The 15,033-nt window shown below is 44.5% G+C and carries 12 protein-coding genes; 11 read left to right on the forward strand and 1 reads right to left on the reverse strand.

The window, feature by feature from the left end; genetic code table 11:
* Positions 1 to 55 precede the first annotated feature (55 nt).
* Positions 56 to 2,023, forward strand: coding sequence for a hybrid sensor histidine kinase/response regulator (locus MHN32_RS20485; protein ID WP_010377369.1), 1,968 nt, complete (start codon positions 56 to 58; stop codon positions 2,021 to 2,023).
* A gap of 156 nt (positions 2,024 to 2,179) precedes the next feature.
* Positions 2,180 to 3,313 (forward strand): response regulator, encoded by a 1,134-nt coding sequence (locus MHN32_RS20490; RefSeq protein ID WP_010605658.1) that lies wholly within the window; start codon positions 2,180 to 2,182, stop codon positions 3,311 to 3,313.
* Positions 3,314 to 3,440: 127 nt separating this feature from the next.
* On the opposite strand, the gene queG is transcribed toward MHN32_RS20490, so the two are convergent.
* Positions 3,441 to 4,574 (reverse strand): tRNA epoxyqueuosine(34) reductase QueG, encoded by a 1,134-nt coding sequence (gene queG / locus MHN32_RS20495; protein WP_010377373.1) that lies wholly within the window; start codon positions 4,572 to 4,574, stop codon positions 3,441 to 3,443.
* Between the two features lie 11 nt (positions 4,575 to 4,585).
* On the opposite strand from queG, the gene MHN32_RS20500 reads away from it, so the two are divergent.
* The 9 genes from MHN32_RS20500 to hflC all read left to right on the forward strand — a co-directional run bounded on the left by MHN32_RS20500 (position 4,586) and on the right by hflC (position 14,548).
* Complete coding sequence (locus MHN32_RS20500; RefSeq protein ID WP_239422661.1) at positions 4,586 to 6,070, forward strand: NAD(P)H-hydrate dehydratase; 1,485 nt, start codon at positions 4,586 to 4,588, stop codon at positions 6,068 to 6,070.
* On the forward strand, positions 6,067 to 6,540 hold the full coding sequence (gene tsaE, locus MHN32_RS20505; RefSeq protein ID WP_010605655.1) for a tRNA (adenosine(37)-N6)-threonylcarbamoyltransferase complex ATPase subunit type 1 TsaE: 474 nt from the start codon (positions 6,067 to 6,069) through the stop codon (positions 6,538 to 6,540). Before MHN32_RS20500 ends, tsaE begins: the two co-directional genes overlap by 4 nt.
* Complete coding sequence (locus tag MHN32_RS20510; protein ID WP_206471408.1) at positions 6,533 to 7,876, forward strand: N-acetylmuramoyl-L-alanine amidase; 1,344 nt, start codon at positions 6,533 to 6,535, stop codon at positions 7,874 to 7,876. The genes tsaE and MHN32_RS20510 overlap by 8 nt, the downstream gene beginning before the upstream one ends.
* A 3-nt stretch (positions 7,877 to 7,879) precedes the next feature.
* Positions 7,880 to 9,745, forward strand: coding sequence for a DNA mismatch repair endonuclease MutL (mutL, locus tag MHN32_RS20515; RefSeq protein ID WP_237117149.1), 1,866 nt, complete (start codon positions 7,880 to 7,882; stop codon positions 9,743 to 9,745).
* A gap of 106 nt (positions 9,746 to 9,851) precedes the next feature.
* Complete coding sequence (gene miaA / locus MHN32_RS20520) at positions 9,852 to 10,742, forward strand: tRNA (adenosine(37)-N6)-dimethylallyltransferase MiaA (RefSeq protein WP_039841147.1); 891 nt, start codon at positions 9,852 to 9,854, stop codon at positions 10,740 to 10,742.
* A 76-nt stretch (positions 10,743 to 10,818) separates the two neighbouring features.
* A complete protein-coding gene (hfq, locus tag MHN32_RS20525) occupies positions 10,819 to 11,082 on the forward strand; it encodes an RNA chaperone Hfq (protein ID WP_010377383.1) in 264 nt (87 codons plus the stop codon).
* A gap of 24 nt (positions 11,083 to 11,106) precedes the next feature.
* Positions 11,107 to 12,396, forward strand: a complete 1,290-nt coding sequence (gene hflX / locus MHN32_RS20530; RefSeq protein WP_010605651.1) for a ribosome rescue GTPase HflX — start codon at positions 11,107 to 11,109, stop codon at positions 12,394 to 12,396.
* Between the two features lie 92 nt (positions 12,397 to 12,488).
* Positions 12,489 to 13,664 carry an FtsH protease activity modulator HflK gene (hflK, locus tag MHN32_RS20535; RefSeq protein ID WP_010605650.1) on the forward strand — a complete coding sequence of 392 codons (1,176 nt, stop codon included), beginning with the start codon at positions 12,489 to 12,491 and terminating at the stop codon, positions 13,662 to 13,664.
* Between the two features lie 5 nt (positions 13,665 to 13,669).
* Positions 13,670 to 14,548 (forward strand): protease modulator HflC, encoded by an 879-nt coding sequence (hflC, locus tag MHN32_RS20540; protein ID WP_010377388.1) that lies wholly within the window; start codon positions 13,670 to 13,672, stop codon positions 14,546 to 14,548.
* Positions 14,549 to 15,033 lie beyond the last annotated feature (485 nt).

Consider the following 15,033-nt stretch of genomic DNA (forward strand, 5'->3'; position numbering starts at 1 on the left):
TCTTGTGATTCTTCTACTAAACTGGATCTCAGAATTATCGGTAAAGGATCTGGTTATGACGAATCGAGTGCTGATTATTGACAGCAGCAGTGTGCAAGCGATGCGAGTAAAGGTATTATTTGAGTTACTCGGTGGCGAGGTAGAGCATGTGCATTACCGGAGTCTGGAAGCAAATCTCGATTTTGATAAATTCGATGTTGTTGTTATTGCTCATGGGGTGCCCGCCAGTAAGCTCCAAGCGTTATATCAACTGAGGAATCATGATAAGTTAGTATTGCTGGCACCTAAACCCGATAATGCCGAGCACTTAAAATCTTTCAGTGAAATCAACCGCGCCTTGCCAAATGGCATTGTTATCTACCCCTTCTTTGCCAATAAAGATATTACTGGCTTACTTGAACGCCTACTGGAAATTGGTTCTACTAATACCTTAGTGCTGCCCAAAGTGTTGCTGGTTGACCATCATACGCCTCGCCTAGAGACCTTAGCTAACGGCCTACGCGGAGCACAGCTTGCGGTGACGACCGCGACGACGCTTGATGAAGCGATGCAAGTTGCCGAGCGACATCCTGTTGACCTCCTTATTTGTGACTTTAATCTAGAAAAAGACACTGGCTTAGATGTGTTTAATAAAGTTCGTCAAGTGCACCACAATTGCCGCTGCTTATTGATGACTTCTCGGGTTAATCAAGTGGATATGTTAGAAGCCGTGCGTCAAGGGGTTGAAGACATTCTGATTAAACCGTTTGATGAGAGCGATTTATTACAAAGTCTACATAAATTATGGCAAACAGAGCTCTTAAGACGCCATAACCAAGAGTTAGTTGAGCGCCTACAGGATACAGTCGATGCCTTGATTGAACGCGACAGTCTGCTGCGCGTGATTTATAAACATACCCCGGATCCGATTATGCTGTTCAACCGCCAGGGCCATATTATTGAAGCAAATGACGCGTGTTGCGAATTGTTTGAGCTGACGGAAGAAGAATTACAGCCACTCTCTATTTTTGAGCTATTTGATGAAATATCCGTGTCGCAATTACGTGATTTGATGAAGCATGTTGGTATGTTAAAGCATTTTAACTGTGAGCTGAGTCTGCCAAAAGCGGGTGAGCGCAGCATTCCTTTGATGGGAACGTTTAACGAAATCGATCATCACGGCGATATGGCATTTGCGGTCATTTTTAAAAATGTCTCAAAGCTTAAAGAGCAACAAGAAGTGCTAGAAGAAACCAAAGAGTTACTAGAGTTTGAAGTGCAAGCTCGAACGGCACAGTTACAAAAAGCCAAAGAAGCGGCAGAAGCGGCCAACCTATCTAAATCTGAATTTCTAGCCAATATGTCTCATGAGCTTCGCACACCAATGCATTCTATATTAAGTTTTGCTCGTTTCGGTTTAGATAAGCTAACGGCTCCTGAAGTGCCGGCGGACAAGCTCAAAAAGTATTTATCTCGTATCGAAACCAGTGGTGAGCGTCTACTGGTACTACTTAACAATCTGCTTGATTTATCAAAGTTAGACGCAGGTCGCTTTCCATTTAATCCAAGCTTTCACAACCTCGTTAATGTGATCCAAAGCGGTATTGAAGATGTATCAGGCACTGCGCTTGAGAAAAAGATAAAAATCCGCTTTGAAAAGCCCGCTCAAGGCGTGATGACCTTTTGCGATCCGGAGCAAATGAATCAAGTGATCAGAAACTTATTGGGCAATGCGCTCAAGTTTAGCCCTGAAGGGAGTGAGGTGAGTGTACTGTTAAGCTGTAAAGATCAAGATATTCATATCAAGATTGCCGATCAAGGGGTTGGTATTCCGGATGACGAATTGGAACAGATTTTTGCCAAGTTTGTGCAAAGCAGTAAAACAGACAGTGGTGCCGGCGGCACGGGTTTAGGTCTTGCTATTTGTAAGGAATTTATTTTACTGCATAAAGGGCAGATTTACGCCGAGAATAATCCTGAGGGTGGTGCATGTATCAATGTGAGTCTGCCGTTAACAGAGCATCTTGAGAGTAATGCGGTGTAATGGTTGTAATTGGAAAGGCGTTGAGTAAGCGTCTATAAATAATAATAGAGCTTGTACTAATACAATCTGATTGGGAGCTATTGAGGCACTGGCCTTGAATTACCTTATTTTCCCGTAGTGCCTTTCTCATTGTGAACCGACGAAGGATATTCATTTATGGCTTTACGCAGAATCTTAGCAGTTGACGACGAACCATTTAATCTAGAAATCATTGAAGAGATTTTAGAAGACTTAGACTTTGAGTTAAAAACCGTTGGAAGCGGTCATGAATGTCTAGCAGTAGTCGAAGACTTTGATCCTCAAGTAATTTTACTTGATGTGAGCATGCCAAAAATGAGCGGTTATGAGGTATGTAAGGCGATTAAAGCCAATCCAAACACACAGCATATTATCGTTATGTTTGTGTCGGCAAGGGGCTCTGTTGAAGAGCGCATGGAAGGCTACTCAGTGGGGGCGGAAGATTATATTGTTAAGCCGTTTGGCCAAGGTGAGTTAAAAGCCAAGCTCACGCACTTGAACCAAATGCTACTAGAAAAAGATATTCTGGCTCAGCAAATTGAAGATGCAACCTCCACAGCATTTAGCGCCATGGCTAATAGCAGTGAAATGGGGCAAATCGTTACCTACATCGAGCAAATAGGTGAAATAGAAACAATCCCGCGACTGGCGGAAGCTTTATGTCAATGTTTAAAGGGACTGGGACTTAATTGTAATGTCGAGGTTCGGCTTGAGGGACAAAAGCATCACTTTGCCACTACGGGAATTTGCTCACCTATCGTCATTGAATTATTTGAGATCTTACACACCAAAGGGCGATTACATGAATTTACTAATCGCATATTGGTTAACTATCCATTTTTGAGTATTTTGATCCTCAATATGCCGGGAGACGATCCAGATAAACACGGTAGATTGCGGGATCATATCTGTTTTATTGCCAGTGTAACGGAGCAACAGTTAATTGCCATTTCCACTAAACGCAAGCTGGTACAGCAACACGAGGACCTAGAAGAAGCGATAAAAATGGTGCAAGGTAAGTTTAACAGCATGGTGTCGCTGCTTGATAAAAATCGTCAAGAAAACGAAAAAGTGTTCCGCTCATTACAAGAGTTATTTGAAGAGCGCATTCCGACAATGGGCCTAGACGAAGATCAGGAGATGTTTATCTATCAAAACGTCGATAAAGCGATTCAAAGCTCAGTCGCACGGGAAGAAAGTGTGCGAGAAGTGAAAACCGCTTTCCATGATATTGAAGAAGACTTAAAACTACTCTCACGACGCTCAGAATAGCAACCCTACTTCCAATACAGCCGTAGGTCGCGCTTTAGCGCGACTTTTTAGCTTTTATAGCGCAGCTTATTTATCGTGATTCCTTCGAACCATTTTGTGCAGGTCGTGCTTTAGCAGGACAAACCTGCTAAGCGTCTCGTGGCAAGCCCTTTTCAATAATGCGGATCAGCCTTGCTTTTTTGCGTTCATGTTGGTCTGACTTTTGTCTTTGTTGCTCCAGCGCCCAGTCGATATGCTCAATAACAAGGGGAGTGGCACTTTGACGCTTATCTTCCAGTGCTATAACGATTGCTTCATCGTATTGTGCATTGCCAAGGCCAACGGCTAAGTTTCGTAGCCAACGTTCATGTCCAATCCGGCGAATGGGGCTGCCTTCGGTGTTTTTCAAAAATGTTGCTTCATCCCAAGCAAATAAGCTCAACAATTGCTGATCTTTAAGTTGAGTTCGCGGCAAAAAGTCGGCTTCTTCCGTTATTTGACCATAGCGATTCCATGGACAAACTAACTGGCAATCATCACAACCGTATATCCGATTGCCCATTTTTGCTCTAAATTCCTCTGGAATAGCGCCTTGAAGCTCTATAGTGAGATAAGAAATACAGCGTCTCGCATCAACGACATAAGGTTCTACGATGGCGCCAGTAGGGCATAAAGTTAGGCAGGCGGTACAACGGCCGCAACCTTCTTCTTGGTTTGGTTTATCAATAGGAAGAGGAATATCAACAAACAGCTCACCCAAGAAAAACCAAGAGCCCGCCTGCTTATTAATCACTAAACTGTTCTTTCCACGCCAGCCAAGGCCTGCTTTTTCTGCAATTTGTCTCTCTAGTACTGGGGCTGAGTCGACAAAAGGGCGAAACCCTAACGTACCGACTTCTTGCTCAATCTTTTGTCCGAGCTGCTTTAGCTTGTTGCGCATTACCTTATGATAGTCTCGACCTAATGCATAACGAGAGATATAGGCGGTGGTTTTATTACCAAGTGCTCTGGCAAAGCTGGCATCGGGTGGCAGGTAATTCATTTTCACCGAAATAATACGTTGAGTGCCAGGAACCAGTTCTGCGGGGCGGGCACGCTTCATTCCATGCGCCGCCATATACGCCATTTCACCATGATAGCCTGCGTCTAACCAGCGCTGAAGTTGCGCTTCATGCTCGCGTAAATCAATGTCGGTTATACCGACTTCTGCAAAGCCAAGTTCTTGGCCCCATTGCTTAATTTGTGCTGCAAGTTCACTATAATTGATATTATCGGTCGTCACGGGAAGAAATAATGGCTAATGAATACACGGACAATTTACCACAATTTGCTTATTCAGCCCAACAAGTGCAGCAATATGAAGCAAAAGCCGCAAAGTTATCAGGCACAGATCTAAGTACCTTAATGCAACGAGCTGGGGCCGCTGCATTTCGCTTTATTGAAAACAGCCAGCCCAAATCCAGCCATATCTTAATTATCACAGGTAAAGGCAATAACGCGGGAGACGGTTTTGTCGTCGCTCAATTATGTCAGCAGGCCGGATTTTCCGTCACCGTACTCGCGTTATTTGCACCCGAAAGCTTAACGGGCGATGCGCAGCAGGCATTTTCTCAATATCAAGGCGCATTGGTTTTTTCGTTGAACGAGGTAAAGTTAAGTCAGTTTACGGTGGTGGTTGATGGTGTGTTCGGCACCGGTTTTAGAGGTGAGCTGCCTGACCATGTTTGCCTTTGTTTTGACAAAATGAATAAACTGCCGGTTACTAGATTGGCACTTGATGTACCGAGCGGTGTAAATGCCACAACAGGAGAAGTTGCATCTAGTGCATTTTTGGCTACCGAAACCGTCACCTTTATCGCGTTAAAACAGGGCTTACTTAGCGGCTCGGCAAAGCGTTTTGTGGGGGCGCTATTGTTATCCGACTTGGATGTTGGTGAAGCATTCAAAACCCTAGTAACGCCAACATCTAATTACTTAAATCATCAAACGTTCATGGCAGCAAGGCCGCAGCGAGCACCAGATAGCTATAAAAATGCACATGGTCATGTGTTACTTATTGGTGGTAATCGTGGTATGGCTGGAGCAATTCGATTGGCGGCAGAAGCCACTCTGCGTGCAGGAGCTGGCCTTGTATCGGTCGCTACTCATCCTGATAATATTGCAAGCGTCTTACAGGGGCGTTTTGAATTAATGGTGCACGGTGTTGAGAGTGCGAATGAGTTATTGCCACTGATAAAAAAAGCCAGTGTGATTGTGCTTGGTCCCGGGCTTGGTCAAGACGCTTGGGCCAAAACACTTTTTAACCATGCGATGGCAACTGAATTACCGATGGTTGTGGATGCTGATGGGCTCAATTGTTTAGCGCATGCACCGAGGCAAAAATCAAACTGGGTATTAACGCCTCACCTAGGTGAAGCAAGGCGGTTATTGAACCACTTAGAGACACCGCTAAATGAACATGACCGTTTCGCGGTGGCTAAAAAAATTAGCCATGAATATGGCGCCGTTACGGTACTAAAAGGGCCGGGCAGTTTGATATCTGAAGGTGAGCGGATAAATATTAATCGTTCAGGCTGTGCAGGAATGGCGAGTGCTGGGATGGGCGATGTTTTATCTGGTATCATAGGCGGTTTAATTGCCCAAGGGATGGAAGCATTTGCTGCAACAAACCTAGCCGTGTATATTCATGGTTTAGCTGCCGAGCAGGCCGCCCATGACGGCGAAAAAGGTATGTTGGCCGGGGATTTATTCGAACATATTCGAGGTATTTTAGGGTGACGACAGGTCATATGAAATTCGATTTGGCTGATGAGCCAGCAACAGTTGCCATGGGTAATAAAATTGCCAATGTTATTCGTCAAGGTGCGGTACTATTTTTACACGGTGATTTAGGCGCAGGTAAAACCACGCTCACTCGCGGGATCGTGCAAAGCCTTGGTCATTCAGGTAAGGTAAAAAGTCCAACTTATACCTTAGTTGAACCTTATGAACTGGATGATGTCTCAATATATCATTTTGATTTATATCGATTAGGTTCGCCTGAAGAGCTCGAATACATGGGGATCCGGGATTACTTTGCAAGTAATGCTATCTGTGTTGTTGAGTGGCCTGAAAAAGGTGAAGGCTTTATTCCAAACCCAGATATAGACGTCACAATGCAGTATGCTGGTGATGGCCGTCAAATTACACTTGAGGCCAAGTCTAGCCGCGGCGAGGCACTATTAAAACAATTACAAGATTATGCGTAATCAGCCGACTATTAGTTATATTTTCATTTTTATCTGCATGCTCTTAACGAGCATGCAGAGCATCGCCCAAAACGCCATCGAAAGTGTGCGTGTTTGGCCCTCCCCAGAAAGCACTCGTATTGTTTTTGATATGAGCGATAAGCCGGATTACAGCTATTTTGTGCTGAAAAATCCACTGCGCTTGGTGATCGATCTTGAAAACACCAAGCAACAAAAAGACTTTCCGAGTATTCCTGACGAACATCGAGTTGTAAACAAGGTGCGCCACAGCAAACCGAAAAACAGCAATTCTGCACGGATTGTTGTGGAGCTAAGTCGCAGCGCTACGCCAAAAATCTTTGCGTTAGCACCAACCGGTCCGTATAAAAACCGCTTAGTCGTTGATTTGTATGGTAAGCAGATGAGTGCTTATGACGATACAAAAACTGCCACACCACGAAAAACACTCGCGCAAGACAGAGATATTGTCATCGCCATCGATGCCGGTCATGGCGGTGAAGATCCGGGTTCTATTGGACCTTCAGGTACTTATGAAAAGCTCGTAACCATTCAAATTGCGAAGCGTTTAGCACGCTTAGTAGATAGCCAGCCGGGGATGAGCGCAAAGCTTATTCGTACTGGCGATTATTACCTCAAGTTGAATACGAGAACTGCAAGAGCGCGCGAAAGAAAAGCGGATTTCTTTGTATCTATTCACGCAGATGCCTTCACCAGCCCTCAACCACGCGGAGCGTCGGTCTGGGTGTTATCACTACGCAGAGCGAATTCTGAAATAGGTAAGTGGCTAGAAGACAAAGAAAAACACTCACAATTATTGGGAGGGGCTGCCGATTTAATTAAAGATACGGCCAACGAAAAATATTTAGCCAAAGCGTTACTTGATATGTCGATGGAACATTCGATGAAAACCGGGTTTCAGGTCGCAGAAGAAGTCGTCAAAGAGCTGAAAAAAGTGGCAAAAATGCACAAAAGCAGACCGCAAGCTGCAAACTTTGGGGTACTAAAATCACCAGATATACCTTCGATTCTGGTGGAAACCGGGTTTATTTCAAACCCCAAAGAAGAAAAGCTATTAATGTCTCCGCATTATCAAGAGCGTTTAGCTCGGGCTATTTTTAGTTCGATAAAAGGCTATTATGAGAAAAATCCACCGGATAATTCGCTCTTTGCGCGTATGCAATCCAACAAGCCGGTGACGCATAAAGTAAAAAGTGGCGAATCATTGAGTGTGCTGGCTAGCCGTTATGGCATTACGGTCAGTGAATTGAAAAAAGCAAATAACCTGAAAAACAATACCTTGTTTATTGGGCAAGTCTTAACTATTCCAAAAGCGTAAATGATGACGATAGAAATACTTCCAGCTCGGTTAGCCAACCAAATCGCTGCCGGTGAGGTGGTGGAGCGGCCAGCATCCGTCGTGAAAGAGCTGGTGGAAAACAGTATTGATGCAGGTGCGACACGCATTCAAATAGACATTGAGCGTGGAGGACACAAGCTTATTCGGATCCGTGATAACGGTATCGGTATTGTTAAAGACGAGCTGATGTTGGCATTGTCTCGCCACGCGACAAGTAAACTGAAAAGTTTAGATGATCTGGAGTGTATTGCTTCGCTTGGCTTTCGAGGTGAGGCGCTGGCATCCATCAGTTCAGTATCGCGACTGACTCTGAGCTCTAAGCCCCAAGCACAAGAGACAGCTTGGCAAGCTTTCGCCGAAGGGCGAGATATGGCTGTGCAGGTTCAACCTACCGCGCACCCAGACGGTACCACGATTGAAGTCAAAGATCTGTTTTTCAACACGCCAGCGCGCAGGAAATTTTTACGCACCGAAAAAACCGAGTTTAGTCATATTGATGAACTGGTTAAGCGCATTGCATTGAGTCGTTTTGATGTTGCCATCACGCTCACTCATAACCAAAAGGTGGTTCGCCAATATCGCCCACGCACTATTGAAAAAGGTGTTGAGCGAGTTGCGCAAGTTGGTGGTAAAGCATTCTTACAGCAAGCAAGCTTTATCGACTCAGGGCATGAGGGACTAAGGTTATTCGGTTGGGTGTTACCTGCGGGGGTCAACAACGGCACACAATATACCTACGTAAACGGTCGTATGATGCGAGATAAGCTCATCTTGCATGCGATTCGCCAAGCATTTGATGAATCAATCGGGCATGAAGAGCTTCCCGGTTTTGTCATATATCTTGAGTTAGATCCGAGACAAGTTGACGTTAATGTCCATCCAGCGAAACACGAAGTTCGCTTTCATCAAGCGCGCTTGGTTCACGACTTTATTGTACAAGCAATAAAGCAGGTCGCGACGGAGCAAATTGATTTATCTTGTGCAAGCGAGACCGAGACTCAAGCACCTGATATCGCATCGCCATTATTTGCGCCTCAAGAACAGGTAGATGAAACCTATCATCAAAGTTACCGTTCAACCTTACAGCCCGAAACGCAAGCACAGACCTATTCGGCTCCAAGTGCCTTCGGCGAGCGCTCTGAGGCATCAAGAGCAGCTTCAAGTAGTGGCCGAAGTAATTATGGCGGTGCAACAGGTGGTGGCAAAAAACAGGTGAATGTAAACCAGCTCTATCAAGGGCTATCACATCAACAGATGCAGCACTTCGATCAAATTGAAGAAGCTGCATTACCGTCAAGTGAAGTAAGTAGCGCCCCGATATCCGCTAGTAAATCTAGCTGGATGCTGTTACCACAAGGTAAAGTCATACTTGAGCAAGACAATCATTTGTTGTTTGGTGATTGTAGGCAGGGGCTGTTGCCATATTGGCAAATGCAAATTGAGCAAGATGGCACATTGCAAGGCAAAGCGTTGTTGTTACCCGTGCGCATCAAGTTAGATAAAGCCGCACTGGAAGCATTACAGCAGCGTGAAACTTGGTTGGCAATTTTAGGGTTCGCGATTGAAATTTTTGATGGTCATATTTTAGTTAAAAAGTTGCCAGTGTCGCTCTATAGCATAGATGTTGGTGAAATTTCTAAGCAGATGATGGAACCAAGCTCAGATGCTGAACTCCAAGATTGGTTACAGTGGCTAGAAGTCTCAACACCCAGTAGCTATTTCGATAGCCAGCATTTTGATTTAGTTAAAGAAAAATTACTTTCAAAAGCCTCATGTTTGGCTCGTATTCATAAAAGTGCGGTTACAATTGATGCCCAGAAGTTGGTCAGTTTTTTAAGTTCGCAGTAATTCGTGCCTAAGTAGGTATTAATTACCATGTACTATCAGCTATAATACGAGATTAGTGCAGTTTATTAGTAGGTTAGATGTGAACAAGTTACCTGTCATTACCCTAATGGGACCGACAGCAGCGGGCAAAACCGCATTGGCCATAGAGTTATGCCAAGCGTTAAATACCGAAATCATCAGTGTAGACTCGGCGTTAGTGTACAAAGGGATGGATATCGGTACGGCAAAGCCGAGCGTACAAGAGCAAGCACAGGCACCACATCACCTAATTGATATTATTGATCCAGCACAAAGCTATTCGGTTGCTGAGTTTCGTGCTGATGCTATTAAACTAATTGACGATTTTCATCAGCGTGGCAAGGTGCCAATTTTAGTGGGTGGCACCATGATGTACTTTAAAGGCTTGATTGAAGGCCTGTCGCCATTACCAGAGGCTGATGCTGAAATCAGAGCGGTATTGGAGCGCGAAGCCGAACAAAAGGGTTGGCCTGCGCTGCATCAACAGTTAAAAGAGATTGACTCAGAAGCCGCGGCTAAAATCAGCGAAAACGATTCGCAACGTATCAACCGTGCTTTGGAAGTTTATCGCATTAGTGGTAAAACGATGACTCAATTGCAGCAAAGCAAACAGGGTGCATTGCCGTATCAATTTCATCAATTTGCGATTGCACCAAGTGACCGAAAAGTCTTACATGAACGTATAGAGAAAAGATTTGAAATAATGTTGGATGAAGGCTTTAAAAATGAAGTTTTGGCCTTATATCAACGTAAAGATTTACACCCTGATTTGCCTTCTATTCGCTGTGTCGGATATCGGCAAATGTGGGAGTATTTAGCTGGCGAGTGCGATTATAACGAAATGGTTTTCAAAGGCGTCGCAGCGACCAGACAACTGGCGAAGCGGCAATTAACTTGGCTGAGGGGGTGGCAAGATGTGACTTGGCTTGACACCGATAGTCAAGAAAACTTGCAACGTGTTCTAACTTCGCTAAGCTAATAGTAGTTGTTAAATCAGCGTGTTCTGATTAAATCAACGACCTGACATAATAACACCTAAAACGAAGGATAAGAAAATGGCAAAAGGCCAATCTTTACAAGACCCATTTTTGAATGTCTTGCGTCGTGAGCGCATTCCTGTCTCAATTTTTTTAGTGAATGGCATTAAATTACAGGGCAAGATCCAGTCATTTGACCAATTTGTGATTTTGCTTGAAAACACAGTAAACCAAATGGTTTACAAACACGCCATCTCCACTGTGGTTCCAGCTCGTGCGGTTAACTTCCAAAATGCAACCGGAAGTGAAGCGGGCGACCAAGGTGAAGAAGGTAATTATTAATTCTTTTTAGTAGGAGCTTAATGCTTGTTTGACCGTTATGAAGCCGGCGAACAGGCAGTCTTGGTTCATATAGAATTTCCTCACGAAGGAGATCGCGAAGATCTACGTGAATTGGAAATGCTAGTTTCTTCTGCTGGTGTTAGTAGTGTGGCGGTTGTGCAAGGCAGCCGTCAAGCACCACATGCAAAGTTGTTTGTCGGAACGGGTAAAGCTGAAGAAATTGCCGAGATTGTCAACATCCACAACGCAGATGTCATCATATTTAACCACCAACTCAGTCCCTCACAAGAGCGCAATTTAGAACGCGTTTGTAAGTGCCGAGTGTTAGATAGGACAACGCTGATCTTAGATATTTTCGCGCAAAGAGCCCGTACCCACGAAGGTAAATTGCAGGTTGAGCTTGCTCAGCTAAGGCATATCTCTACGCGCTTAATTCGAGGATGGACGCACTTAGAAAGGCAAAAAGGGGGGATCGGCTTACGTGGTCCTGGTGAAACCCAATTAGAAACCGATAGACGGTTACTAAGAGAGCGAATTAAGAGTATTCGTAAACGATTAGACAAGGTAGCCGTTGTGCGTGAGCAAGGGCGTCGAGCGCGTAGTCGTAACGAGATCCCAACTGTTTCTCTGGTAGGCTACACCAATGCGGGTAAATCGACGCTGTTTAACAAAATTACGGATGCGGATGTATATGCTGCGGACCAATTGTTCGCAACGCTTGATCCTACGCTAAGAAAGATCGAAATCGATGATGTTGGCCCCGTTATCTTAGCAGATACAGTAGGTTTTATTCGTCATTTACCTCATGACTTGGTAGCAGCATTTAAGGCGACTTTAACAGAGACTCGTGAGGCGGATTTACAGCTTCATGTCATCGATGTTGCAGATCCGAGAAGAAAAGAAAATATAGAACAGGTACAATTGGTTCTAGAGGAAATTGAAGCCAATGACATTCCTCAACTTTTAGTCTACAACAAAATTGATCTAATGGACGAAGTTGCGCCTAGAATAGATAGGGACGATGAAGGAAAACCGATCAGAGTGTGGTTAAGTGCCCACTCTGGAGAAGGGATTTCGTTGTTATTCGACGCCGTTAAAGAGTTGTTGGCAAAAACCGTTTTCACAGCTGAGCTTGCCGTACCTCCTGCGCTTGGGCGCTTACGAGGTGCACTATTTGAGCTTAATGCCGTGGATGAAAAAGGCTACGACGAGCAAGGCAACTGGCTTGTTTCGGTAAGAATGCCAAAAATCGAATGGGAAAAGCTCAATAAGGAATTCGGGCGAAATCTCAATGATTTGGTTGTTGGTAGTTAAAAATCGTCAATTTCGAGCGTATTTTTATATGAGAGTCGCTCGAATTTTGTTAGATTTAACCTAATTCATTTAAATAACAATGGAGTATAGCTATGGCCTGGAACGAACCGGGTAATAATGGCAATGATAACGATCCGTGGAAAAACCGCGGGGGGCGGGATCAAGGCCCACCTGATCTAGATGAAGTATTCCGTAAATTTGGTAATAAATTCGGCGGTATTTTCGGCGGTAAGCCGGGGAAAGGTGGTAATGGCGGATTAGGCGGTGCTGGTTTCGTCTTTATACTTATTATCGCAGCCATCGTATGGGCACTAAGTGGTATTTACACGGTAAAAGAAGCTGAGCGCGGTATCGTGTTGCAATTTGGTAAATTTGACCGTATTGCTGAGCCGGGTCTGCGCTGGAAAGCCACGTTCATCGAGCGTGTTATTCCTGTAGATATTGAAGCGGTGCGTTCATTGTCGGCTTCAGGCTTTATGCTTACGGAAGACGAAAACGTCGTGAGTGTTGAGTTTGAAGTGCAATATCGTGTTGTAGATCCAACGCTTTATCGTTTCAGTGTGACCGATGCTGATCACAGCTTACAACAAGCGCTAGACAGTGCTCTACGTTACGTTGTGGGCCATTCTCGCATGGACCAAGTGTTAACTACGGGTCGTGAAGTGGTTCGTCAGCGCACTTGGGAAGAGCTAAACAGTATTATCGAACCATACAATCTTGGTTTGATTGTTACAGACGTTAACTTTAAGGACTCGCGTCCTCCTTCAGAAGTAAAAGACGCATTTGATGATGCGATTGCTGCACAAGAAGATGAAGAGCGTTTCATTCGTGAAGCAGAAGCTTATGCGAAAGAAATTGAACCGCGTGCGCGTGGTCAAGTGACTCGTATGACGCAAGAAGCAGAAGCTTATCGCGAGCGTATAATCCTTGAATCTCGAGGTGAAGTGGAGCGCTTTGAAAAGTTACTACCAGAATACCAAGCTGCGAAAGAAGTAACGCGTAAACGCTTATATATTGATACAATGGAGCAAGTTTTGGGCCGTAGCTCAAAGGTATTGGTTGATGTTGAAGGTGGTAATAACATGCTGTATCTACCACTTGATAAGATTATGCAATCCCATAACAACGCTTCGTCACCAGTACGTTTGCCAAATCAGAGCGATATTGAGCAGCTTCGTAGAACGATTGAAGGTACTCAACAGCAAAATAGCTCTGTCAATTCAGGCGGTGATAGATTTAATCGCGACAGATTTGGTAACGGGAGATAATCAATATGAAGAATTTTAGTCTACTTCTATTAGTCACTGCCGTGATCATGTCGTTCTCTGGTATCTTTGTAGTAAACGAAGGTCAAAGAGCAATTGTACTGCTATTTAGCAAGGTACAAAAAGACGCGAATGGCGATGCTCTGGTGTATGAACCTGGCCTTCACCTGAAAGTGCCTTTCTTTAGCCAAGTACGTAAATTAGATGCACGGATCCAAACACTTGATGGTCAACCTGATCGCTTTGTAACGAGCGAGAAGAAAGACTTGATCGTGGATTCTTACGTTAAGTGGCGCGTGAATGATTTTAGTGCTTATTACCTACGTGCGCGTGGTGATAAACAGTATGCTGAAACGCTACTTAAGCAAAAGGTGAACAACGGTCTAAGAACAAACTTCGGTTCGCGTACTATTAAAGAAATAGTATCTGGTGAACGTAGCGAGCTAATGGAAGAAGCGTTAGTTCAAGCGTCTGAAAGTGCAACTGAGCTTGGGATTGAAGTACTTGATGTCCGTGTTAAGCAAATTAACCTACCTAACGAAGTAAGTAACTCGATCTACCAGCGTATGCGTGCGGAGCGTCAAGCTGTGGCGAAAGAGCACCGTTCTGAGGGTCAAGAGAAGGCGGAGACCATCCGTGCTAATGTTGATCGTCGAGTGACAGTAATGCTTGCAGATGCTGAGCGTAATGCTCGCGCGGTTCGCGGTCAAGGTGATGCAACGGCGGCAAACATTTACGCTAAAGCATATAATAAAGACCCTGAGTTTTTCGGGTTTGTTCGTTCGCTTGAAGCATATAAAAATACCTTTAAAGATAAGAATGACGTTATGGTGTTATCACCGGATAGCAAGTTCTTTGATTATATGAAGGATGCAAAAGCTCAATAAGATGATGCTTTTGAGATGATTGTAAAACCCCGCCAGCCAGCGGGGTTTTTTATTGGCGCGATATGGCCACAACGTTAGACGATGAAATCCCACGAGTAGCCGCGATCTTTCATGCCGCAAAAAACGCACCGTAGCAGCGACTTTATGTCGCGAAGAAATACACTGTAACAGAGCCTTTATGCCGCGAAAAAACACACCGTAGCTACGACTTTATATCGCGAAAAAACACATCGTAGCAGCGGATTTTATGTAGCGGAAAAACACACCGTAGCTACGACTTTATATCGCGAAAAAACACATCGTAGCAGCGACTTTATGTCGCGAAAAAATACATCGTAGCAGCGACTTTATGTCGCGAAAAAATACATCGTAGCAGCGACTTTATGTCGCGAAGAAACACATTGTAGCTACGACTTTATATCGCGAAGAAACACATCGTAGCAGCGACTTTATGTCGCGAAAAAGCACACCGTGGCAGCGACTTT

Origin of the sequence: Pseudoalteromonas sp. Of11M-6 (assembly GCF_022347905.1) — a bacterium.
Taxonomy (GTDB): Bacteria; Pseudomonadota; Gammaproteobacteria; order Enterobacterales; family Alteromonadaceae; genus Pseudoalteromonas.